The following is a 20,794-nucleotide window of genomic DNA, read 5'->3' on the forward strand; positions in this document are numbered from 1 at the left end:
CCTATTACTTCGCTACCGCCACTGATTCACCATTTGATTTATAAACACGAGTTTTCGCGCCATCAATCACTTGGTAACCAATACGGTCAGCCTTTTGGGTTGTAGCATTAAAAATTGCCACGTTTGAGATATGAAGCGTCGCCTCTTGAGTAACGATGCCGCCTTCAGCGCCAGTTACACGGTTTGGCTTTTGATGCTTCTTCACTAAGTTAAGGCCTTCAACCTTAACTCGATCTTCAGAAACAGACAAAACGATACCTTGTTTGCCTTTTTCTTTACCTGCGATCACGATTACTTGATCGCCTTTTTTAATCTTAGCCATGATTGCCTCTTATAGAACTTCAGGAGCCAATGAAATGATTTTCATGAACTGTTCAGTACGAAGTTCACGAGTCACTGGTCCGAAGATACGAGTAGCAATCGGAGCTTTGTTGTTGTTCAAAATAACAGCTGCGTTATCGTCGAAACGAATCACTGAACCGTCTGGACGACGGATGCCGAATTTTGTACGAACAACTACAGCATTCATCACGTCACCTTTTTTAACACGTGCGCGTGGGATTGCTTCTTTTACAGTAACTTTAATAATGTCGCCAACTGAAGCATAACGACGGTGTGAACCACCAAGTACTTTAATACATTGTACGCGGCGTGCACCACTGTTGTCTGCTACGTCGAGCATACTTTCGGTTTGAATCATTGCCCTACTCCAAAACCGAGCATCACCGGTCACAATTTCGAAAGGCTCAAAGAGTACTCGAAATTGTCCGATGATGCAACAAGAACGTCTAATTACTCAGCAGCAGCTTCAACTACTTCCACTAAAGTCCAAGCTTTAGTTTTAGAAATTGGGCGGCTTTCTTTGATGGTTACCAAGTCGCCTAATTTAGCAACATTGTTCTCATCATGAGCGTGTAATTTAGTTGAACGGCGGATTGATTTGCCGTACAACGGGTGTTGAACGCGGCGTTCAATAAGCACAACAATAGACTTGTCCATTTTGTCGCTTACGACTTTGCCGGTTAACGTGCGGACTGTTTTTTCACTCATTGTCCGTTCCCCTGTTTTTCGGTAAGGAGTGTCTTGATACGAGCAATTGTCTTACGAGCAATTTGCACTTCATGCGATTTGCCTAGCTGACCAGTTGCTTTCGCCATACGAAGACGGAATTGGTTAAGCTGTTGCTCATCAAGCAAAGCCTTCAACTCTTCTACCGACTTTTCACGTAGATCTTTAGTTTTCATTACATCACCGTCCGAGTCACGATAGTGGTTTTAAACGGGAGTTTAGCAGCAGCTAAAGCAAAAGCTTCACGCGCTAACTCATCGCTAACACCTTCAATTTCGTACAGGATCTTACCTGGCTGGATCTGACAAACCCAGTATTCCACGCTACCTTTACCTTTACCCATACGAACTTCTAATGGTTTTTCGGTAATTGGTTTGTCTGGGAATACGCGGATGAAGATTTTACCACCACGTTTGATACGACGGCTAATGGTACGACGTGCAGCTTCAATCTGACGCGCAGTCATACGACCACGTTCAGTTGCTTTAATTGCAATCGAACCAAATGATACTGTACTACCACGATGCGCTAGACCAGTGTTACGGCCTTTGTGCACTTTACGGAATTTGGTACGTTTAGGTTGCAACATGGATTATTCTCCCTTGTCAGCAGCACGGTCACCGCGACGACCACGACGCTCTTGACCTTCACCACGACCACGACCGCGTTTAGCTGGACGCTCTTCAGCAGGAGCAGGGTTCATGACTTGTTTCATGCCACCTAAGATCTCGCCACGGAAAATCCAAACTTTAACACCGATCGTACCGTATGTTGTTTCTGCGCGCATAGTTGCATAGTCGATGTCAGCACGAAGCGTATGCAAAGGTACACGACCTTCACGATACCACTCAGTACGAGCGATCTCTGCACCACCTAAACGGCCAGAAACTTCAACTTTGATACCTTTAGCGCCAGCACGCATTGTGTTTTGAACCGCACGCTTCATAGCACGACGGAACATAACACGCTTTTCCAATTGAGAAGCAATTGCTTCAGCAACTAGACGTGCGTCCAAGTCAGGGCGATCAATTTCATTGATGCTAACTTGAGCCGGAACACCCATGATGTTGGTGAGTTCGCGCTGTAATTTCTCAATATCTTCGCCTTTTTTACCGATAACGATACCAGGACGAGCAGTGCTAATAGTTACTTTAGCAGCGCCTGTAGGACGTTCGATAAGAATATTGCTGATCATCGCGTTTTTAAGTTTTTTGATTAAAAACTCACGAACTTGAAGATCTTTAAGCAAGTATTCAGCGTATTGTTTCGGATTCGCATACCAGTTAGCGTTATGGCGTTTCACAACACCTAGGCGGATACCGATTGGATGAACCTTCTGACCCATATCAAACCCCTACCTTAACGGTGATGTGACAAGTACGCTTAGTAATACGATCTGCACGGCCTTTAGCACGTGGCATGATACGTTTAAGGCTCATGCCTTCATCAACGTAAATCGTAGTTACTTTAAGGTCATCAACATCTAAGCTGTTGTTGTGTTCAGCATTCGCGATTGCAGATTCAAGTGCTTTTTTAACGAGCACAGCTGCTTTCTTGTTGCTGAAGTTTAAAATGTCTATCGCACGTGCAACCGACTTACCACGGATCAAATCAGCAACTAAACGTGCTTTTTGTGCCGAGATAGCGGCACCGCGTAATTTAGCAGTTACTTCCATCATAGCACCTATTAACGTTTAGACTTCTTATCAACACCGTGACCACGATAGGTACGAGTTGGCGCGAATTCACCCAATTTATGACCAACCATGTGTTCAGTAACAATTACTGGAACGTGGTTACGGCCATTGTGAACAGAAATTGTTAAACCAACAAAGTCTGGAAGGATCATTGAACGACGTGACCAAGTTTTGATCGGCTTACGGTTGTTAGCAGCTACAGCAGCTTCAACCTTAGCGAACAAATGTGCGTCGACGAATGGACCTTTTTTTAATGAACGAGGCATTATTCAGATTCCCTTACTTGACGCGACGGTCGCGAATAATCATCTTAGTCGTACGCTTGTTGGTACGTGTCTTGTACCCTTTAGCTTTTTGACCCCATGGGCTTACAGGTTGAATACCTTTACTACGCCCTTCACCACCACCGTGCGGGTGATCTACTGGGTTCATCGCCATACCACGAACGGTAGGACGAATACCACGCCAGCGCGCAGCACCAGCTTTACCCAATGAACGAAGGTTGCTTTCTTGGTTAGAAACTTCACCAATTACAGCGCGACATTCAACATGGACTTTACGCATTTCACCAGAACGTAAACGAACGATAGCGTAAGAACCATCACGACCCAACAACTGAACTGAAGTACCAGCAGAACGTGCTAATTGAGCACCTTTACCGATTTTAAGTTCAAGGTTGTGAAGTGTAGAACCGATTGGCATGTTGCGAAGTGGCAAGCAGTTACCTGGACGAATTGGAGCATCGTTACCAGATTGAACTTTATCACCAGCGCGTAAGCCTTTAGGTGCAATGATGTAACGACGTTCACCATCAGCATATTTCAATAAAGCAATATGCGCTGTACGGTTAGGATCGTATTCGATGCGCTCTACAGTCGCTGGAATACCATCTTTGTTACGTTTAAAGTCAACAATACGGTAGTTTTGCTTATGACCACCACCCACGTGACGTGTAGTGATGTGACCATTGTTATTACGACCACCAGTACGTTTTTTAGCTTCTACCAACGGTGCATAAGGCGCGCCTTTGTGAAGGTGATCATGAACCACTTTCTCTACAAAGCGACGTCCTGGAGACGTTGGCTTACATTTTTGAATTGGCATAATTCTCGTCCTTATTCCGCTGCGTTTTCAGCGGTATCGCCCAAGTCAGCCATTTCTACATCTTGGCCGGCTTTCAGGGTGACGTATGCTTTTTTCACATCAGAACGACGTCCTAATGTTTTACCAAAGCGTTTTGTTTTACCTTTAGTGATCGTTGTATTGATTTTTACAACTTCAACACCGAAGAGTTGCTCAACTGCTTTCTTGATTTCAAGTTTGTTTGCATTTAATGCAACTTTGAACACTTGAACACCAGCAGTATCACCTAAAACTTGTGCTTTTTCTGAGAATACTGGTCCTAATAGGACTTGATAGATACGTTCGTTGTTCATCCGAGTTCTACCTCAATTTTCTTAGCAGCAGCTACAGACATTACAACTTTATCGAATGCGATCAAGCTAACAGGATCAATAGCAGTAGCATCAACCACATCAACGTGTGGAAGGTTGCGAGCTGCGAGATACAAGTTCTCATCTACAGCATCTGTAATGATCAATGCGCGAGTTGCATTCAAGTCAGTAAGCTTTGCAAGCAATTCTTTAGTTTTTGGAGCTGCAACAGCAAACTCTTCAACTAATACAAGACGATCTTGGCGAACAAGTTCAGCTAAGATACATTGCATTGCACCGCGGTACATCTTACGGTTTACTTTTTGAGACCAATCTTGTGGACGAGCAGCAAAAGTTTTACCACCACCAACCCAGATCGGGCTACGAATAGAACCCGCACGAGCGCGACCAGTACCTTTTTGACGGAATGGTTTTTTACCACCGCCAGAAACATCTGCACGTGATTTGTGAGCACGAGTACCTTGACGACCACCAGCTAAGTAAGCTGTAACAACTTGGTGTACAAGAGCTTCGTTAAATTCACGTCCGAAAGCAACTTCAGACAATTCAACAGCAGAGCCGGAAACAGTTTTTAAATTCACAGTATTTCCCCTCAGGCCTTGATGGTAGGACGTACGATAACGTCACCGCCAGTTGAACCAGGAATAGCACCCTTAACAACTAAAACAGAACGTTCAGCGTCAATAGATACGATTTCAAGACCTTGAACTGTTACGCGTTCGTCACCTAAGTGACCAGCCATTTTCTTGCCTTTGAACACGCGACCAGGAGTCTGGTTTTGACCTGTAGAACCTAATACACGGTGAGATACAGAGTTACCATGAGTAGCATCTTGCGTACGGAAATTCCAACGCTTAACACCACCTTGGAAACCTTTACCTTTTGATTGACCAGTTACGTCAACAATTTGACCAACTGTGAACAAATCAACACCGATAGAAGCACCAACTTCACGGCCTTCAAGCTCAGCTTCAGTAACACGGAACTCTTTAACTAAACGACCAGCAGCAACACCCGCTTTCGCGAAGTGACCTTTCTGAGCGTTAGTTACGCGCGATTCGCGACGTTCACCAGTAGTTACTTGAATTGCTTGATAACCATCAGTTTCAAGTGTTTTGATTTGCGTAATGCGGTTTGGATCGACTTCGATAACTGTAACAGGTACAGATACACCAGCATCTGTAAAGACGCGAGTCATACCACATTTGCGACCGACTAAACCAATAGCCATGTGCATAAACCTCTAATAAAGCGGCCTAATTAACTTAAAAGTTAATCAACCGAAAGCCTTAACCCAAAGCGATCTGAACATCAACACCAGCAGCAAGATCTAACTTCATCAATGCATCAACAGTTTTATCTGTTGGTTGAACGATATCGATCAAACGTTTATAAGTGCGGATTTCGTACTGATCACGAGCGTCTTTGTTGACGTGTGGTGAAGTAAGAACGTTGAAGCGTTCGATGCGAGTAGGCATCGGAATTGGACCACACACTTGTGCGCCAGTACGCTTAGCGGTTTCTACGATCTCTTGAGCAGATTGATCAATCAGACGATGATCAAAAGACTTCAAACGGATACGAATTCTCTGGTTAGACATACCAGTAAACTCCAAGCCAAATATATAAAGAATCACCCATGACGCACCTCACCTTTTGGTAAGTGTCAAGGGCAGTGAAAATCACTATGGTCGTGATCGATGCCACGACTGTAATGCGTTAACTACTTTCTTCGTAGTAAACGCCCTCCTTTTGAGGGTCGCCCATTATAACGATTGTTTAAGTCTTATGCAATTCTTCTTTTCATTTTTTAAGCATTTTCTCAGCTCAGGCACTGACCACATAATCAATCGCCTGATTCAGCAAACGATTTCCCTGTTCAAATTTATGTTTCAAGCTTTTTTTCAATTCAGCTATCGGCTGTACATAGCTGCCATTAAAAACCGCTAACTCCTCCTCTCCCTCGATCAACAGCGTCAAGGCATGAGGAGTCATTTCCGGATGAAACTGAAAACCCAGTACATTACGGCCAATTTGATACATCTGATTCAAGCAAACCTTATTCTCGGCCAAACGTACAGCGCCTTTGGGGATTTCAAAGGTTTCACTATGCCACTGCAATACATTTAACTGCTCCGGGATTTGAAAATAATCCTTTGGTACGTAAGCAGCTCGCCCGACATCCATCCAGCCCAGTTCCTGATGTGGGTTGCGACTCACCGCTGCACCTAAAGCATTGGCAATCAGTTGCCCGCCCAGACACAACCCAATCGCAGGTTTTCCAGCCGCCAGATAACGTCTGAGCCATCTTTTTTCTAATTTTAACCAGGGATAATTCGCTTCATCATTTACGCTCATGGTGCCGCCCATGATAATCAATAGATCCACTTCATCTACGCGTGGCAAAGCTTCCAGTTCCAAGGGCAAATCGACAGGTAAAGCAAAAAATTCGGTTGCGGTAATTTTTGCGTGATGTGCTTTTAAAAAGTCGTAGCAACTGCCAAAACCTTCGCCAGCGATGTGCTGAAAATAATGCACTCTTAAATGCGACTTCATGCGCGACAACCTATTATCGTTAGAATGATGCTTAGTCTTAGCAAAAATAAAGCCAGTTTTTATTGATCACCCGAATCTGTACCGATTCTGTACAAAAGCAGCAAAGCACTAGCAGCTTTCATGATTTTCTCTTAACCTGAGATGCATTATATCGATTTGATTTTGCCCTATGACATCTCACAATAAAGCACAAACTGATCTCATTCATGCACCACGCCAAGCCCCTCAATACATAGAAACCATCCAGCCTCCCCTATTTCGTGCATCTACGATTATTTTTAAAAGCACAGCGCACCTTTTTGATCGCCACTGGACCGATGCTTATGACTATAGTTATGGTACACACGGCACCCCAACCACTTTTACCTTAGGCGACAATATCGCAAGAATAGAAGGCGGCAATTATTGCCTGCTTGCACCCAGCGGCTTATCTGCGATTAATCTGGTGAATAGTGCCTTTTTAAGCAGTGGCGATGAGGTTTGGGTCGCCGACAATATCTATGGCCCCAATCTTGAACACTTGAATCATTTGCAAGACCGTTATGGCATCAGCGTAAAAATTTATAATCCGGTTGATGCTGCTAGCTTTCAACCGACTGAGAAAGCCAAACTGATCTGGCTGGAAGCGGCAGGCTCGGTCACGCTAGAGTTTCCCGATCTCAAAAATCTGGTCAAGAAAGCCCAACAGGCCAATGTACTGACTGCATTAGACAATACCTGGGGCGCAGGACTGGCGTTTAATGCCTTCGATTTCTCTGACGAACATTTGGCGGTCGACATCACCGTACACGCACTGACCAAATATCCAAGCGGCGGCGGCGATATTCTGATGGGTTCAGTGGTGACCCGTGATCAACAGTTACATCACAAGCTATATCGCATGCATGCCATTCAAGGGATCTCTGTGTCAGGCGATGATACGGCCCAGATTCAACGTAGTCTGGCACACATGTCGCTCCGTTATGAACAGCAAGCACAAAGCGCTCTTGTGTTATTGGAATGGCTCAAGCAACAGCCTCAATTTAGTCAGGTTTTACACCCGAGCTCACCAGATTCAGCAGGACATTCGTTCTGGTCAGAAACGTGTACCACCGGCAAAAGCGCAGGTCTGGTCAGTGTCATTTTTAAAGCCAAGTATGACTTGACGGCGGTTCGACAATTCTGTGATAACTTAAAATTGTTTAAACTTGGATTTAGCTGGGGTGGCCCAGTCAGCCTGGCCATGCTCTATGATTTAAAGCAGATGCGTTCGCTGGACAATACACATTTACAACAAGGTTTATTGGTGCGCTTCTGTATAGGACTAGAACATCCAGAAGATTTAATCCAAGATATTCAAAACGCATTAAAACAGCTCGATTGAGATCAAAAACAACAGGTGAAGAATGAGTACACCAATCGTTATTGCTAAAAAAACCACAGATACAACACAAGATATTGTTTTGCATTCTAAATTCGCCAACCGACATGGTTTGATTGCTGGTGCAACAGGTACAGGAAAAACCGTGACCCTCAAAGTACTGGCAGAAAGCTTTTCCCGACTGGGTGTACCGGTTTTCCTTGCCGATGCCAAAGGCGATGTTTCCAGCCTTGCCAAGGCTGGCGAGAGTAATCCTAAATTTGATGAACGACTGAAAACCTTACAACTTGAACCGATCCCATTTGCCGCTTCACCTGTAGTTTTCTGGGATTTATTTGCTCAGCAAGGCCACCCGATCCGTACCACCATTTCAGAAATTGGCCCCTTACTTCTAGCACAAATGCTCAATCTGAATGACACGCAGGAAGGTGTCCTTTCAGCCGTGTTTCGTGTTGCAGATGACCAAGGCCTGCTCCTGATTGATTTTAAAGACCTAAAAGCCATGCTGACCTACGTCAGTGAAAATGCAGCCGAACTAAAAGCTGAATATGGCAATCTCTCTCCTGCCAGCCTCGGTGCCATTCAACGCAATTTACTGGCCTTAGGCGATCAAGGTGGAGAACAGTTCTTTGGCGAACCCAGTCTGAATATTCTCGACTTCATTCAGACTGATACCAATGGTCATGGCTACATCAATATTTTAGCGGCCGACAAGTTAATGAATACCCCAAAGCTGTACGCCACCTTCTTACTGTGGATGATGTCGGAACTGTTCGAACAACTACCAGAAGTCGGCGATATGGACAAACCCAAATTGGTGTTCTTCTTTGATGAAGCCCACCTGCTCTTTGACAATGCCAGTCCAGCTTTACAACAAAAAATTGAACAAGTGGTGCGTCTGATCCGCTCTAAAGGCGTCGGGATTTACTTTATTACCCAGAACCCACTGGATCTACCGGAAAGCGTTTTAGGACAACTCGGCAATCGTATACAACATGCCTTACGTGCGTTTACCCCTAAAGACCAGAAAGCCGTTAAAACTGCCGCGGACACCTTCCGCGCCAATCCAGAGTTTAAAGTGGATCAAGCCATTACCGAGCTTGCAGTTGGCGAAGCATTAATTAGCTGTCTGGATGAACAAGGTACACCACAAATCGTAGAGCGTGGCTGGGTCATGCCGCCCTACTCATCATTTACGCCGATCAGTCCCGAAGAACGTCAAGTGATCATTTCACAAAGCATCGTCGCGGGTGTTTACGATCAAGCGGTAGATCGTGATAGTGCCTATGAAATGCTGCAAAAGAAAGTATTGCAACAATCCCAGCAGAAAGAGGCTGACGATCTGGCAAAACAACAAAGTAAAGAACAGGAAGCGCTCGCCAAGCAACAAGCCAAAGAGCAAGAGCGTTTTGCCCGCGAGCAGCAAAAAGCTGCTGAAAAAGCACAACGTGACCGTGAAAAACTGACACAGGATATCGTGGGAACATTTGCCAAAAGTGCCGCGCGTAGTCTAGGCGGTAGTACCGGACAGAAAATTGTGCGTGGTCTACTCGGTTCTCTTTTCGGCAAAAAATAAAGTGATACTGTTTTGAAAATTAAGGGATAATTTATTATCCCTTAATTTTTCTATGGCTTTTATTTAATTTAGCATTGCAAATCCACTCTTAAAGGTATATTTTAAATACATCTTATAAATGATAGCCAAGAGAGATCAACAATGACTCCGCAGCAAATTGACCTTGTAAAAGCCACTGTTCCAGTACTCCGTGAAAATGGCGTAGCGCTGACTGGATACTTTTATAACCGCATGTTGGGTAATAACCCTGATTTGAAAGAAACCTTTAACATGGGGCATCAACGTAGCGGTGCGCAAGCACAGGCGCTTGCGGGGGCAGTTTTGGCTTATGCAGAGAACATTGAAGATCCTTCCGTGCTTTTACCTGTGGTTGAACTGATTGCACATAAACATGTCAGCTTAAATATCCAGTCACCAGATTACGGCATCGTGGGTGAAAACCTGCTGCATTCGATTAGTGAAGTATTGAATATTTCCATGGAAGATCCGCTAATTGGTGCATGGGCTGCGGCTTATGGTCAACTGGCTGATTTATTTATCAGCACTGAAAAAGCAATTTATGAGCAGCATCAACAAACTAAAGGTAGCTGGTTGGGCTGGCGTAATTTCAAAATCGCCAAAAAAGTTGTAGAAAGCGACGAAATCAGCTCGTTCTATCTGGCACCTGTGGATGGGGGCGAATTACCCAAATATGAAGCAGGCCAATACATTTCAGTTCGCGTATTTGTGCCTGAACTAAACTTAAGACAGCCGCGTCAGTACACCCTTTCAACCAGCCCACAGGCAGATTACCTGCGTATCTCGGTGAAACGTGAGGATGAAAAAGGCGAACTTGCTGGTGGTTGGGTCTCAAGCACCTTACATGGTTTAGCGGAAGGCTCAGAAATTGAAGTATCTGCACCGACAGGAAACTTCTATTTAATTGATAGCAATAAACGCAATGTCTTTATCAGTGGGGGTGTCGGTTTAACCCCAATGATTGCCATGCTGAATCAACTGGTGACTTTAGATATGCCACAACCGGTGAGCTTTATTCATGCCTGCCGCAGTAGTCAGGTGCATGCCATGAAGCAGCATATTCAGGAACTGAAAAGCAAATATCCACGCTTGAGTACATTCACTGCTTATGAGTTCCCGCATGAATCTGATGTGCTCGGTGCAGATTATGATGTCGCTGGCCGCCTGGATCTAGGTACAATGGATGCTGCACTACTGCCAGTGAATGCCGATTACTATTTATGTGGGCCGATGCCATTTATGGCAGCGCAACATCAGGCGCTTGTAGCACGTGGTATTCCGGCTGAAAATATTCACAGCGAAGCCTTTGGTACCGGTGGTGTTAAACTCAGCTAATTTGCATCGCATTTTGTATAAGGCTAGCCTGTGATAGACTAGCCTTTTCCATTTATTGCGGCAGATTGAGTCAAACCCCATGCAACTCAATAAGTTTACAGATTATGCACTCAGAATCCTGATGTATGTCGCTCGTCCGAGTGATGTACCCTATACGATTGCAGATATCGCGCAAGACTTGCATGTGTCGCAAAATCACCTGGTGAAGGTGGTTCACTTCATGGGCAAGCAGCAATGGATTGTCACCATTCGTGGCAAAGGGGGCGGTCTTCGCCTAAACCCAGAAGCCAAAAGCCTGAAATTGGGCGAAATTGTCCGCACCCTGCAAGGCAACCAGCAAATCGTAGAGTGCAATACCCCGCCCTGCGTATTACGTTCCCATTGCGGCCTGAAGGGTATTTTAGATCAGGCACTAGAAAGCTTTTATCAAAGCCTGAATCAATATACGCTTGGTGAAGTGGTTCAGCACGGTATTGTTCTTTCTCCGATCCATTCAGAAATCAACTTTTTAGAGTTGTCGCAGAAAGCCTAACCAGCGCTTCAACATCAAGATTCGCACGAAGCCGTTACATCCTTTATAATGGTCGTTGCTATTTCAATTCAAAAGTAAGCTTCTATGCGTCGCAGTGAAAAATCCAAAGACACCAAAGCCAGACTCGCTCCGAAACAAAAAATCAGTTATGAGAAAAAAGCTGACCCTGCATTGACTGAATACGCAGTACAGTCTCTGACTTGGTTACGCCAAGCTGAATTTTTGATGAGTGCGCCAAAACTGTCTTTGTGCGTAGAAGATACAGGCTATGAAATTGCATTTGCTGGCCGTTCTAATGCCGGCAAGTCCAGTGCGATCAACACCTTAACCAACCAAAAGCAACTGGCACGCGCCTCTAAAAAACCGGGCCGCACCCAGATGATCAACTTTTTCAGCTTGGGCAATCCCGATCAACGTCTGGTCGATTTACCCGGTTATGGGTATGCGGCTGTTCCAGAAGCTATGAAAATCGTCTGGCAGAAAGAGCTGGAAAACTATCTGATCCATCGTAAGAGTTTGCAAGGTCTGGTGTTATTGATGGATATTCGTCATCCCTTACAACACTTTGACCTGATGATGCTGGAATGGGCGCATTCACGCCATTTATTCGTACATATCCTGCTAACTAAAGCCGACAAGCTGAACCGCGGCCCTGCCAATAAAGTGCTATTAGAAGTTAAACAGCAATTGAAAAAGATGAAACTTGATTTCTCGATTCAGTTGTTCTCCTCCTTGAACCGGATCGGCCTAGAAGAACTGGCCAGTGTCATGGCGGGACGTTTGAATTTCACCCTCGATCAACCGACTGAATTTGACCTTGATCAGATCCCTGAAGCCTCGGAAACTGATGTAGAACAATAAAACATGCATTTTATGCAACTTGATGCATAAAATAATTTTTAATTGTCCCGTATTGCTAATCACAAACACTAGGCAGTTTTCATATACTGCTTAGTGTTGGTTCATTGCACTATCGATTAGGACTAAACAACAATGAAATTACTATCATTTGTGAAGAACAAACTTGGTTCTTCGATTGACTATAAAATCCTCCCGCGCAAAGTCAAATTTGATTGGGAAAATACACCTGTAGATTGGATTCCAAACCAGCCATTTGCCAGCTATTTTATTAATGAAATTAACAACATTTTACCTGCTGGTGAGTTTTGGTTTTGCCGTTTATATAACAAAGTCCTGCCTGAAATTACCGATGAAAAACTAAAACAGGATGTGCAGGCGTTTATTCGTCAAGAAGCCATGCATGCTGTGGCCCACACCTCTGCCAACAAGGAATATCTCAGCCAGCGCAATATCGATATTCAGCGTAATCTCGACATTATGGACTTCTTATTTACCAAAGCTTTGGCAGATAAACCTTTCGGCAAAGAAATCCCGAAAGCGCTGGATCATCAATGGGATCTGTTCCGTCTCGGTGTGATTGCCACCGTTGAGCACATGACCTGTGTACTCGGTAAATATGCGCTTTACAACAAACGCTGGGAAGAACTTGGTGCCGATCCTGAAATGCTTGACCTGATCAAATGGCATGGGTCGGAAGAAATCGAACACCGTACCGTTGCCTTTGATCTTTACCGTCATTTAGGTGGGGGCTATCTCGCACGTTACTACCTCAGTGTTGCAGTCATTGCGGGCGTTTTAGGACTCTGGGTCGACGGCGCAGCACATATCATGAGTCAGGATCCACGTTTCGCTGATAAGAAGCCAAGTGTGTTCAAGCCATGGATCTGGATTGAATGGTCGAAGATTGCCTTAAAAGATTCTAAAATCTTACCCGGCCCTGCATGGTTGGTGACACAACAGCTTGACTATCTGATGCCGTGGTACGACCCTGTTAAGGAAGGTAATACTCAAGATGCCGTGAATTACTTAAACAATTCACCAGCCGCAAAACGTGCTTTACAACAAGCCGCTTAAAACATAAAAAAGCAGGAATAATCTCCTGCTTTTTTTTATTCCAATTCAGTTTAGCTTGCCTCAGCTTCTGCCTGTTTGGCATAGCGATCCACCACCACACTGATCATCATGTCACCCTGTACATTTACTACGGTACGTACAGTATCGAGCACACGGTCAATCGGTAATAAGATGGCAATCGCTTCCGCAGGCAAACCGACCGATTGCAGCACCATAATCATGGTCACCATACCGGCACTTGGAATCCCTGGTGCACCCAATGATGCAATCATGGCGGTTAAACAGACAATAATCTGCTGCGTCAGACTAAGATCCAAACCCATTAAATTGGCAATAAATAAAGCCGCAGCAGCTTCATAGAGTGCCGTACCATCCATATTCAACTGCGTACCTAGTGGAATGACAAAACCTGCCGTTTGTGGTCGGACCCCCAGGTTTTCTTGCGCACACTTCATGCTCAGAGGCATGGTGGCAGAACTGGAACTGGTAGCAAATGCGGTGACCAAAGCTGTTCTCGCACCTCTGAAAAAAGTGATCGGATTCATGCGCCCAAAAATCCACAGTAAGGCAGGTAATACCACCACACCGTGGAAAATGGTGGTTCCCGTCACCACCGCCGCAAACTCGACCAAACGGCTCAGTACCGACAGATCCTCGGTCGCAATCAACTTCGCCAAGAGTGCAAAAATACCAATTGGCGCCAGCTTCATTACCCAGCCGACCAGCATCATCATGATGTCAAAAAATTGCTGGCTGATATTGCGGACCAAAGTAAAACGTTCCCCGCCCTTGACCAAAGCTACCCCCAGAAACAGGGCAAACACCACCACGGCCAGCACATTGCCTTCACTAAAGGCCTTAAATGGATTAATTAAGGTATTTTGAATAAAGGTGGTAAAGAAACTGGATGGTGTTAAGGTATCGGGAGTTTGATGACTATCCATGGCAGCCTGAAACAGCTGGATATCCACGCCCTTACCCACATCGAATAAATGCGCACAACTAATTCCTAAAATCAAAGCTAAAGTCGTCGTGGTTAAACAGCTCAACGCGGTAATTTTCCAGACCCGACCGAATTGACCGCCTGCCTGCAAATTAGAAACACCCACAACAATCGAACTAAAGATCAGTGGAATCAGTAGCATTTTCAACAAGCCGATAAAAATGCTACTCAACACCCCCAGGCCATATAGACTGTAGTCAACAAATGCCGTTTGCGGATAAGCAATCAGCAGAAAACCAAAGGCCACACCGAGCACGGCGGCAATTAAAATTTGTGTATTTAGATTCATTGTGAATGGATAAAATCTTTTAACTTAGCCGTACTATGGCATGCTCATGTTGAAGAATCGAGCAATTTTTTGTCACATCTTTATGATAAAAAAAGCCATCAGAATGATGGCCTTAATGTGGGTTTATTTTTTACTGGGTTTCGATTTCTCTGAGCCGAATCAAACCTTCCTGAACGGTACTACAGACCAGTTGACCATTTTGCCACATCCGCCCAAAGTTCAGACCACGCGAACTCGCACTCACAGTTGCTTCCATCTCATAGAGCATCCATTCGTCAGCCCGGAGCGGACGGTGGAAATAAATGGTGTGATCGATACTGGCACATTGCAGATTTGGGGAAATCCAGGATAAACCATGCGGACGCAATGCCGTGGTCATCAGGGTAAAGTCGGAATAGAACGCGACGATGGCCTGATGTAAGGAAATTTCATCCAGATCTTGCGGAATCGTGCCATGGGTCCGGATGTAATGAGCATAGAACGGTGCTTCGGGCTGCGGCTGAAACGGATTGATCAACTGGGTTGGGCGAATCTCGACATGGCGTTCACGCATAAAGCTGGCACGCACATTTTCAGGCACAAAATTAATCAGGCTTTCCTTCAGCTCATTTTCAGACTTTAAGCTCTCAGGCAACGGGTATTCTGGCTCTTTGTGCTGATAGTTCAGCCCCTCTTCGGGATTGGCAAAAGAGACCATCGCAGAAAAAATAATACGTCCATGCTGAATAGCCCGAACCTGCCGACTGGCAAAACTCTTGCCATCGCGAAGTGGATCAACTTCGTAGATAATCGGCGCATTCACATCGCCGCCATAGAGGAAATATGCATGCAGGGAGTGGGCTGGACGATCTGTGGTATATGACGCTGCTCTCAAGGCTTGTCCAAGAACCTGTCCACCGAATACTCGTTTGCCAACCAGATTGCGGCTATTGCCTCGGAAAATATGCTCTTCCAGCTTTTCCAGAGTCAAAAGTTCAACCAGTTCTTGAGTTAACGCATTCATGTAATATTCTTCCAACATCAATGAGGAGAGATCAACCAATCCTTTCAGGGTTGATAATTGTGATTGTGCCACAAATTCAAATAACAATGCTCAGGATAAAATGATTCATCCGTCACGTTAATTGTATTTATAACTGCTAAAAATACGATTTTTAACGATAAAATCTACCAAATACGCTATATTCTGTCAGAAAATAACATACCGTTTTATGTCAGAATACCGCAGAATGTCGTGTTCATCATGAATCGATGCCAGGATTATGATTTAGGAGTTTGTAATGTCCAAGACTGGATTTGGTCAAATGTATCGCCAACTTTCGAGTAAGTTACTTGACCTGGTGGTCACCCCACATGTTCTTGGTGAAGTTCCTACAGAATCCACCACAGCAGAGCAACAGACAACAGAATCAAATAAGCTAGTCTGCTATGTTTTACAGAATTATTCGCGTAGTAACGCCTTGGTGGTCGATGGTGAAACCCGTCGCCTCAATTTAAAACCCGCGCTAGACCCTTTGAGTTTTGGCACTTATCAAGAAAAAAATTCTGTCCTGTTCTTACATCATAACGAAAATAATTTCTTTAATACCCAAACCTTTCCTCCCCGCCTATTACAACTGGTTGAAGCACTGGAACAGCATCCTGAAGTGGATATTCAGCTGGTGCCTGTAACTGTACTTTGGGGACGTTCACCAGATAAAGAAGATTCCTGGTTCAAACTATTATTCTCTGATACCTGGGCCACCCCAGGTACCGTCAAGCAGTTGATGAATATTGGCTTGCATGGCCGCCAGTCTTATTTAGAGTTTCATGAGCCGCAATCATTGCGTGAACTGGTTGACTATGCCAAGAGCAATCACCCGAATGTTTCACCCGCTACCTATATTGCCAGTTCATTAGATACTTACCTCGATCAACAGCGTGAAGTGGTGCTCGGCCCCGATTTATCGGATCGTCGTAACGTCATGCAATCGGTGATCAAATCTCCTGAAGTACAAGATGCGATTCGTCGTGAAAGCATCCAGCATAAAATCAGCATGCTTGAGGCAGAACGTCGTGCCATCGGTTATGTCAATGAGATCGTTTCGGATTACTCTGCCTCGGCAGTCCGTTTTGCCGATATGGCCCTGACCCGTCTATGGACACAGCTCTACGACGGCGTTGAAGTACATAACTTCAGTACGGTCCGTGAACTGGCAAAAGACTATGAAATCGTTTACACCCCGTGTCACCGCAGCCATATCGATTATTTGTTATTGTCATATGTCATTTATAAACGTGGCTTGATGATTCCCTATATCGCAGCCGGTGATAACCTGAATCTACCTTTTGTCGGTCAGTTATTACGTGGTGGCGGTGCCTTCTTTATTCGTCGTTCCTTCCGCGGTAATGCGCTTTATACCTCTGTATTTAAAGAATATTTATACAGCATCTTATCGCGTAATACCCCAATCGAATACTTCATTGAAGGTGGCCGTTCACGTACAGGGCGTTTACTCCCGCCGAAAACCGGTATGCTGGCAATGACCATTCAAGGGCATTTACGCGGCCCGGCCAAACCGATCGTATTCGTACCGACCTATATCGGTTATGAGCGCCTGATGGAAGGCTCAACCTATGTCGGTGAAATGCAAGGTAAACCGAAAGAAGCCGAATCCATTTTTGGTATTGTTAAAACCTTACGCAAAATTGAACGTATCTTCGGTAAAGTGCATGTGAATTTTGGCGAACCAGTGTTCCTGAATGATATCCTGAAACAGAATAATGTAGAGCAAAACCCGACTGATGTACCAAGCTCGACCGAGATTTCAACCGTGGTTGCAGACTCAGCACATCTGATTCTGGAAAATATCAACCGCGCTGTCGTGATTAATCCGGTTTCATTGCTCTCGTTAATTTTATTGGCGACACCGAAACACACTTTGGATGAAGAGATTTGTGCCAAACAACTCGACATCTATCGTGATCTGGCCACCCAGCAACCTTATGATGAACGCACTCAAGTGACCTCATTATCAGGTAAAGAAATCGTTGCCTATGGTCTCAAGCTGAAGCTGATCAAACGTGTACAACACGTGCTGGGCGATATTATTGCGATTGAAGATAATCAGGCCGTGTTGCTGACTTACTTCCGTAATAATATTTTGCATGCCTTTGTGTTACCGTCATTGGTCGCATCTCTGGTTGAACACAACGGAAAAATTCACAAGAATGACTTAAGTAACGTGATTCGTACCTTATATCCATTCTTGAAAGCCGAACTGTTCATGAAGTGGCAAGCAAGCGACTTGCAGCAGCAGATTGATAGCTATATCGATGCTTTGGTGAAGATTGGCCTGATTTTCCAGGATCACGATGGTAACCTGTTTAGCCCAACACCAAACAGTGAAGAACATCAAAAACTGGTGACTTTGGCAATGCCAGTCAAACAGAGCCTGGAACGTTACTACATGACGCTGGCACTGATCACCCAACGTGGTTCCGGTAATATCTCGACCAAGCAGGTGGAAGAGCTGAGTCATTTACTCGGTCAGCGCCTGTCTGTGCTGTATGAGTTCAACTCGCCAGAGTTCTTCGATAAAGCATTATTCCAGAGCTTTATTAAAGTGCTGACCCAGCAAAATTATATTCGTAACAATGAACAAGGCTTCATTGAATATGATGACAACTTCAGCGAAATGGCTGCAGGCGCACAACTGGTACTGGATGAAACCACCTTGCAAATGTTGCAGCACATCACCACCTTTAGCGATGAAGAACTGGCTGAAGCATTGGAAGCCGTGGCGTCACAACAAGCCAAACGTCGTTTGAAACGTAAGAAAGCATAAATAGAAAATAAATCCTCCCTCTTGCGCTGCTATAACCGCAGCTCACCTTTAAAAAGAGGGAGTTCATGAAGTCTAAAATTATCTTAGATTCTCAACCATTCCCCTCTTTTTAAAGAGGGGTTAGGGGAGATTTTTAAATGAATAATTAAAAAGTTTTACTCAGTGATCAATATTACAACTTCAGCTGCCTTTTCCTTGCACTGTTAACGGCGACATGCCAGATATTTAGGATCATCCTGACAGCGCAAGCGGTTAATCAGCTCGACAAAGTAGCCATCGTAATACTCAGCATCGACATAACGTTTACTGATTTTAGCCACTAACGCATCGTACCCCTGCTTTTCATAGCCCGAGATATCTGCCCAGTAATAAGCGGGTAAATGGTTTTCCCACTGGATCGCCTGCGCGGCTAATACATTACTGTTATTCACAAACCAGTCGCGTATCTGATGACCGAATCCGGCCGGATAAGCTTGTGGCCGGATGACCACATTCATTGCAAAATAAGCCACAGGAAAATTCACCACCTGCGTCGTCTCACCAAATTCCTTTTTAAGATTATAAGGCAGTATGCCATACGCAGGCGCTGCCAGAATGTCGATCTTTTTATGCTTGAATGAATCCACTGCATTGGAAAAATCGACATATACCGGTTTGGCGCCAACACTTTGCACCAGTGCCAGTTGTGGCGGATTATCTGCCAGGATTCCAATGGTTTTATTGCGTAATTGTGAAACCTTATTGATCTGTTGTGTGTTCATGATCATATAAACCGTTCCAATCGGAATCATGCCCAAGACTTCATAATCTTTTGCCACCATACGCTTTTCGACATTGGAATGATTCAGCAGTTGCAGAAAAGCCCGAGCCACCCGATTATTCGGAATGAGTCCAATTCCCCCGGTGGTGCCCATAAAACGATTGTAGCGATAGGTATTAAAATTCGAAGCGACCAGACCAGAACATTGCTTTTGCTCAAATGAGCGTATGGCATCCTTTTCATTCTTAAAGATTTTCAGTTTTAATTGCACCTGATATTTTAAGGCATAGGCCCGCACATCTTGTAAACGGCGACTAATATCGCCTTGCGTGCTTAAAGGATCAAATACACACCAGCTTTGCTCTGCCGCCCAACCCGTTGTCGTCATTAATCCAAGCAGGCTCATGCAGATTATTTTTTTCATGTTTCACCTTTTATGCCTTGCAGCAAACCCCGTGCTTAATTCAGGCAGTTCCTTTGCGGAATCTGTTGGTATTTTAAGTTCAAAATCCATACCAACTCTTTAAGCGTTCTTTACAGTGTAATCGAATTATTTTTCATTACTATGGACAGATAAGGCCGCAGCGTAGTCATTAAAGCAAATCAAATGGTCAAATTTAAATCCGGTCTTTGGCAAGCGGGTGGCATAAATTTGCTTGCCGCTCGGTCGGTCCGAAAGCAACTTTAAAGGCGCTAAATACAATTGCTGTTGGAACCACAATAGAATTTCATGCATCGGAAGCGGTCGATTATTGGTGACGATATAGCTCTGTTCAACGTGAACCAAATTCACCAGTAATGCTAAAAACCTAGCCAGATCATCAATATGAATCCGGTTGCTATAATGAACAGTCGGATAAGTCGTGCTTTGCTCAGCCAGTTTTTTCAGTCGGGCAATTGAAGTCCCATAGATCCCCGCAGGACGGACAATGATACTGTGTTGTGGGTAATGCTGCTGCCACAGCAACTCCATACGTCGCAATAGCTCACCTTGTGGATCAGCAGGATGGATCTCGCTCTCGTCATCAATACGTTGCCCTGCATTTTCGCCATAGACGCGGGTTGAGGATACAATCACGATACGTTGCACCGGATGGGCTTTTAAGGCCTGAGCAATCGGCTCCACGCTATCGACATAGGTCTGCTGATAAGCCTCAATCCCACTTTCAGAAGGCGCCAGAATTACATACACCACATCCACAGGCGCCAGCCCGGTCAAATCAAGTTGATGAATGTCCTGAATATAATGGGTCGCGTAACAATCTGTTTTTGCACTGCGACTTATTGTGCTAATGTGGTGTCCTTGCTCAAATAAGTGTTTAGCGACACGCTGAGATGTTTTACCATAACCAATAAATAAAATATGCATACACACCTTTGACCA

The 20,794-nt window shown here is 44.7% G+C and carries 24 protein-coding genes and 1 pseudogene; 7 read left to right on the plus strand and 18 right to left on the minus strand.

Translation table 11 applies throughout. From position 1 onward, the window contains the following. Positions 1-4: 4 nt before the first annotated feature. The 14 genes and pseudogenes from rplX to ACINWC323_RS06205 all read right to left on the minus strand — a co-directional run bounded on the left by rplX (position 5) and on the right by ACINWC323_RS06205 (position 6,775). Complete coding sequence (gene rplX / locus ACINWC323_RS06270) at positions 5-322, minus strand: 50S ribosomal protein L24 (protein WP_004804115.1); 318 nt, start codon at positions 320-322, stop codon at positions 5-7. Between the two features lie 9 nt (positions 323-331). Next, positions 332-700, minus strand: coding sequence for a 50S ribosomal protein L14 (gene rplN / locus ACINWC323_RS06265; RefSeq protein ID WP_004657680.1), 369 nt, complete (start codon positions 698-700; stop codon positions 332-334). 92 nt (positions 701-792) lie between these two features. Then, on the minus strand, positions 793-1,050 hold the full coding sequence (gene rpsQ / locus ACINWC323_RS06260; RefSeq protein WP_004657679.1) for a 30S ribosomal protein S17: 258 nt from the start codon (positions 1,048-1,050) through the stop codon (positions 793-795). Beyond that, positions 1,047-1,244, minus strand: a complete 198-nt coding sequence (rpmC, locus tag ACINWC323_RS06255) for a 50S ribosomal protein L29 (protein WP_000849927.1) — start codon at positions 1,242-1,244, stop codon at positions 1,047-1,049. The genes rpsQ and rpmC overlap by 4 nt, the downstream gene beginning before the upstream one ends. Continuing rightward, positions 1,244-1,657, minus strand: a complete 414-nt coding sequence (gene rplP, locus ACINWC323_RS06250) for a 50S ribosomal protein L16 (protein WP_004657678.1) — start codon at positions 1,655-1,657, stop codon at positions 1,244-1,246. Before rplP ends, rpmC begins: the two co-directional genes overlap by 1 nt. After that, positions 1,597-2,413 (minus strand): annotated as a pseudogene (gene rpsC, locus ACINWC323_RS06245) (30S ribosomal protein S3). The gene rplP and the pseudogene rpsC overlap by 61 nt, the downstream one beginning before the upstream one ends. 1 nt (position 2,414) lies before the next feature. Continuing rightward, a complete protein-coding gene (gene rplV / locus ACINWC323_RS06240; protein ID WP_004657676.1) occupies positions 2,415-2,744 on the minus strand; it encodes a 50S ribosomal protein L22 in 330 nt (109 codons plus the stop codon). 11 nt (positions 2,745-2,755) lie between these two features. Continuing rightward, entirely contained in the window at positions 2,756-3,031 is a 276-nt protein-coding gene (gene rpsS, locus ACINWC323_RS06235; protein ID WP_004775885.1) for a 30S ribosomal protein S19, read from the minus strand. A 13-nt stretch (positions 3,032-3,044) separates the two neighbouring features. Further along, positions 3,045-3,869 carry a 50S ribosomal protein L2 gene (gene rplB / locus ACINWC323_RS06230; RefSeq protein ID WP_004660349.1) on the minus strand — a complete coding sequence of 275 codons (825 nt, stop codon included), beginning with the start codon at positions 3,867-3,869 and terminating at the stop codon, positions 3,045-3,047. Positions 3,870-3,880: 11 nt separating this feature from the next. Continuing rightward, a complete protein-coding gene (gene rplW / locus ACINWC323_RS06225; protein ID WP_004641070.1) occupies positions 3,881-4,201 on the minus strand; it encodes a 50S ribosomal protein L23 in 321 nt (106 codons plus the stop codon). Beyond that, positions 4,198-4,800: a 50S ribosomal protein L4 gene (gene rplD / locus ACINWC323_RS06220; RefSeq protein ID WP_004641072.1), complete on the minus strand. Its 603-nt coding sequence runs from the start codon at positions 4,798-4,800 to the stop codon at positions 4,198-4,200. Before rplD ends, rplW begins: the two co-directional genes overlap by 4 nt. A gap of 11 nt (positions 4,801-4,811) precedes the next feature. Beyond that, positions 4,812-5,450: a 50S ribosomal protein L3 gene (gene rplC, locus ACINWC323_RS06215; protein WP_004657674.1), complete on the minus strand. Its 639-nt coding sequence runs from the start codon at positions 5,448-5,450 to the stop codon at positions 4,812-4,814. A 58-nt stretch (positions 5,451-5,508) separates the two neighbouring features. Further along, on the minus strand, positions 5,509-5,820 hold the full coding sequence (rpsJ, locus tag ACINWC323_RS06210; protein ID WP_000070912.1) for a 30S ribosomal protein S10: 312 nt from the start codon (positions 5,818-5,820) through the stop codon (positions 5,509-5,511). Between the two features lie 226 nt (positions 5,821-6,046). Beyond that, on the minus strand, positions 6,047-6,775 hold the full coding sequence (locus ACINWC323_RS06205; protein WP_009513957.1) for a type 1 glutamine amidotransferase: 729 nt from the start codon (positions 6,773-6,775) through the stop codon (positions 6,047-6,049). 169 nt (positions 6,776-6,944) lie between these two features. On the opposite strand from ACINWC323_RS06205, the gene ACINWC323_RS06200 reads away from it, so the two are divergent. From ACINWC323_RS06200 to ACINWC323_RS06175, 6 genes are all read left to right on the plus strand, one after another. After that, positions 6,945-8,138 (plus strand): PLP-dependent transferase, encoded by a 1,194-nt coding sequence (locus ACINWC323_RS06200; protein ID WP_009513897.1) that lies wholly within the window; start codon positions 6,945-6,947, stop codon positions 8,136-8,138. A gap of 22 nt (positions 8,139-8,160) precedes the next feature. Next, positions 8,161-9,711 (plus strand): helicase HerA-like domain-containing protein, encoded by a 1,551-nt coding sequence (locus ACINWC323_RS06195; RefSeq protein ID WP_005282980.1) that lies wholly within the window; start codon positions 8,161-8,163, stop codon positions 9,709-9,711. A gap of 141 nt (positions 9,712-9,852) precedes the next feature. Further along, positions 9,853-11,064, plus strand: coding sequence for an NO-inducible flavohemoprotein (gene hmpA, locus ACINWC323_RS06190; protein WP_009513930.1), 1,212 nt, complete (start codon positions 9,853-9,855; stop codon positions 11,062-11,064). 79 nt (positions 11,065-11,143) lie between these two features. Further along, on the plus strand, positions 11,144-11,596 hold the full coding sequence (locus tag ACINWC323_RS06185; RefSeq protein WP_009513790.1) for an RrF2 family transcriptional regulator: 453 nt from the start codon (positions 11,144-11,146) through the stop codon (positions 11,594-11,596). A gap of 84 nt (positions 11,597-11,680) precedes the next feature. Beyond that, positions 11,681-12,457: a ribosome biogenesis GTP-binding protein YihA/YsxC gene (gene yihA, locus ACINWC323_RS06180; protein ID WP_009513904.1), complete on the plus strand. Its 777-nt coding sequence runs from the start codon at positions 11,681-11,683 to the stop codon at positions 12,455-12,457. 132 nt (positions 12,458-12,589) lie between these two features. Then, the gene (locus ACINWC323_RS06175) at positions 12,590-13,531 is read left to right on the plus strand and encodes a metal-dependent hydrolase (protein ID WP_009513886.1); all 942 of its coding nucleotides are present in this window, start codon (positions 12,590-12,592) and stop codon (positions 13,529-13,531) included. A 50-nt stretch (positions 13,532-13,581) separates the two neighbouring features. Here ACINWC323_RS06175 and ACINWC323_RS06170 read toward each other — a convergent pair whose 3' ends face one another. After that, positions 13,582-14,823: a dicarboxylate/amino acid:cation symporter gene (locus ACINWC323_RS06170; protein ID WP_005282969.1), complete on the minus strand. Its 1,242-nt coding sequence runs from the start codon at positions 14,821-14,823 to the stop codon at positions 13,582-13,584. Between the two features lie 130 nt (positions 14,824-14,953). Continuing rightward, a complete protein-coding gene (locus ACINWC323_RS06165) occupies positions 14,954-15,826 on the minus strand; it encodes an acyl-CoA thioesterase (RefSeq protein ID WP_005282967.1) in 873 nt (290 codons plus the stop codon). Between the two features lie 277 nt (positions 15,827-16,103). Between ACINWC323_RS06165 and plsB the strand changes: the two genes are divergently transcribed. After that, entirely contained in the window at positions 16,104-18,650 is a 2,547-nt protein-coding gene (plsB, locus tag ACINWC323_RS06160; protein ID WP_009513947.1) for a glycerol-3-phosphate 1-O-acyltransferase PlsB, read from the plus strand. A gap of 203 nt (positions 18,651-18,853) precedes the next feature. Here the strand turns inward: plsB and ACINWC323_RS06155 are convergent, their stop codons facing one another. Together ACINWC323_RS06155 and ACINWC323_RS06150 are read right to left on the minus strand one after the other, a co-directional pair. After that, a complete protein-coding gene (locus ACINWC323_RS06155) occupies positions 18,854-19,834 on the minus strand; it encodes a putative solute-binding protein (protein ID WP_009513951.1) in 981 nt (326 codons plus the stop codon). A 126-nt stretch (positions 19,835-19,960) separates the two neighbouring features. Further along, a complete protein-coding gene (locus ACINWC323_RS06150; RefSeq protein WP_009513928.1) occupies positions 19,961-20,779 on the minus strand; it encodes an NAD-dependent epimerase/dehydratase family protein in 819 nt (272 codons plus the stop codon). Positions 20,780-20,794 lie beyond the last annotated feature (15 nt).

Origin of the sequence: Acinetobacter sp. WC-323 (assembly GCF_000314615.1) — a bacterium.
In the GTDB taxonomy this organism is placed as follows: domain Bacteria; phylum Pseudomonadota; class Gammaproteobacteria; order Pseudomonadales; family Moraxellaceae; genus Acinetobacter; species Acinetobacter courvalinii.

Excerpts from the sequence above, each read along its gene's own strand:
- ACINWC323_RS06165 (WP_005282967.1), bottom strand. The coding sequence starts at position 15,826 with ATGAATGCGTTAACTCAAGAACTGGTTGAACTTTTGACTCTGGAAAAG.
- rpmC (WP_000849927.1), bottom strand. The coding sequence starts at position 1,244 with ATGAAAACTAAAGATCTACGTGAAAAGTCGGTAGAAGAGTTGAAGGCT.
- plsB (WP_009513947.1), top strand. The coding sequence starts at position 16,104 with ATGTCCAAGACTGGATTTGGTCAAATGTATCGCCAACTTTCGAGTAAG.
- hmpA (WP_009513930.1), top strand. The coding sequence starts at position 9,853 with ATGACTCCGCAGCAAATTGACCTTGTAAAAGCCACTGTTCCAGTACTC.
- rplB (WP_004660349.1), bottom strand. The coding sequence starts at position 3,869 with ATGCCAATTCAAAAATGTAAGCCAACGTCTCCAGGACGTCGCTTTGTA.
- rplV (WP_004657676.1), bottom strand. The coding sequence starts at position 2,744 with ATGGAAGTAACTGCTAAATTACGCGGTGCCGCTATCTCGGCACAAAAA.
- ACINWC323_RS06155 (WP_009513951.1), bottom strand. The coding sequence starts at position 19,834 with ATGAAAAAAATAATCTGCATGAGCCTGCTTGGATTAATGACGACAACG.
- ACINWC323_RS06205 (WP_009513957.1), bottom strand. The coding sequence starts at position 6,775 with ATGAAGTCGCATTTAAGAGTGCATTATTTTCAGCACATCGCTGGCGAA.
- ACINWC323_RS06200 (WP_009513897.1), top strand. The coding sequence starts at position 6,945 with ATGACATCTCACAATAAAGCACAAACTGATCTCATTCATGCACCACGC.
- rpsJ (WP_000070912.1), bottom strand. The coding sequence starts at position 5,820 with ATGTCTAACCAGAGAATTCGTATCCGTTTGAAGTCTTTTGATCATCGT.
- rplW (WP_004641070.1), bottom strand. The coding sequence starts at position 4,201 with ATGAACAACGAACGTATCTATCAAGTCCTATTAGGACCAGTATTCTCA.
- rpsQ (WP_004657679.1), bottom strand. The coding sequence starts at position 1,050 with ATGAGTGAAAAAACAGTCCGCACGTTAACCGGCAAAGTCGTAAGCGAC.
- rplC (WP_004657674.1), bottom strand. The coding sequence starts at position 5,450 with ATGGCTATTGGTTTAGTCGGTCGCAAATGTGGTATGACTCGCGTCTTT.
- ACINWC323_RS06195 (WP_005282980.1), top strand. The coding sequence starts at position 8,161 with ATGAGTACACCAATCGTTATTGCTAAAAAAACCACAGATACAACACAA.
- ACINWC323_RS06170 (WP_005282969.1), bottom strand. The coding sequence starts at position 14,823 with ATGAATCTAAATACACAAATTTTAATTGCCGCCGTGCTCGGTGTGGCC.
- rplN (WP_004657680.1), bottom strand. The coding sequence starts at position 700 with ATGATTCAAACCGAAAGTATGCTCGACGTAGCAGACAACAGTGGTGCA.
- rplP (WP_004657678.1), bottom strand. The coding sequence starts at position 1,657 with ATGTTGCAACCTAAACGTACCAAATTCCGTAAAGTGCACAAAGGCCGT.
- yihA (WP_009513904.1), top strand. The coding sequence starts at position 11,681 with ATGCGTCGCAGTGAAAAATCCAAAGACACCAAAGCCAGACTCGCTCCG.
- ACINWC323_RS06185 (WP_009513790.1), top strand. The coding sequence starts at position 11,144 with ATGCAACTCAATAAGTTTACAGATTATGCACTCAGAATCCTGATGTAT.
- rplX (WP_004804115.1), bottom strand. The coding sequence starts at position 322 with ATGGCTAAGATTAAAAAAGGCGATCAAGTAATCGTGATCGCAGGTAAA.
- ACINWC323_RS06150 (WP_009513928.1), bottom strand. The coding sequence starts at position 20,779 with ATGCATATTTTATTTATTGGTTATGGTAAAACATCTCAGCGTGTCGCT.
- rpsS (WP_004775885.1), bottom strand. The coding sequence starts at position 3,031 with ATGCCTCGTTCATTAAAAAAAGGTCCATTCGTCGACGCACATTTGTTC.
- ACINWC323_RS06175 (WP_009513886.1), top strand. The coding sequence starts at position 12,590 with ATGAAATTACTATCATTTGTGAAGAACAAACTTGGTTCTTCGATTGAC.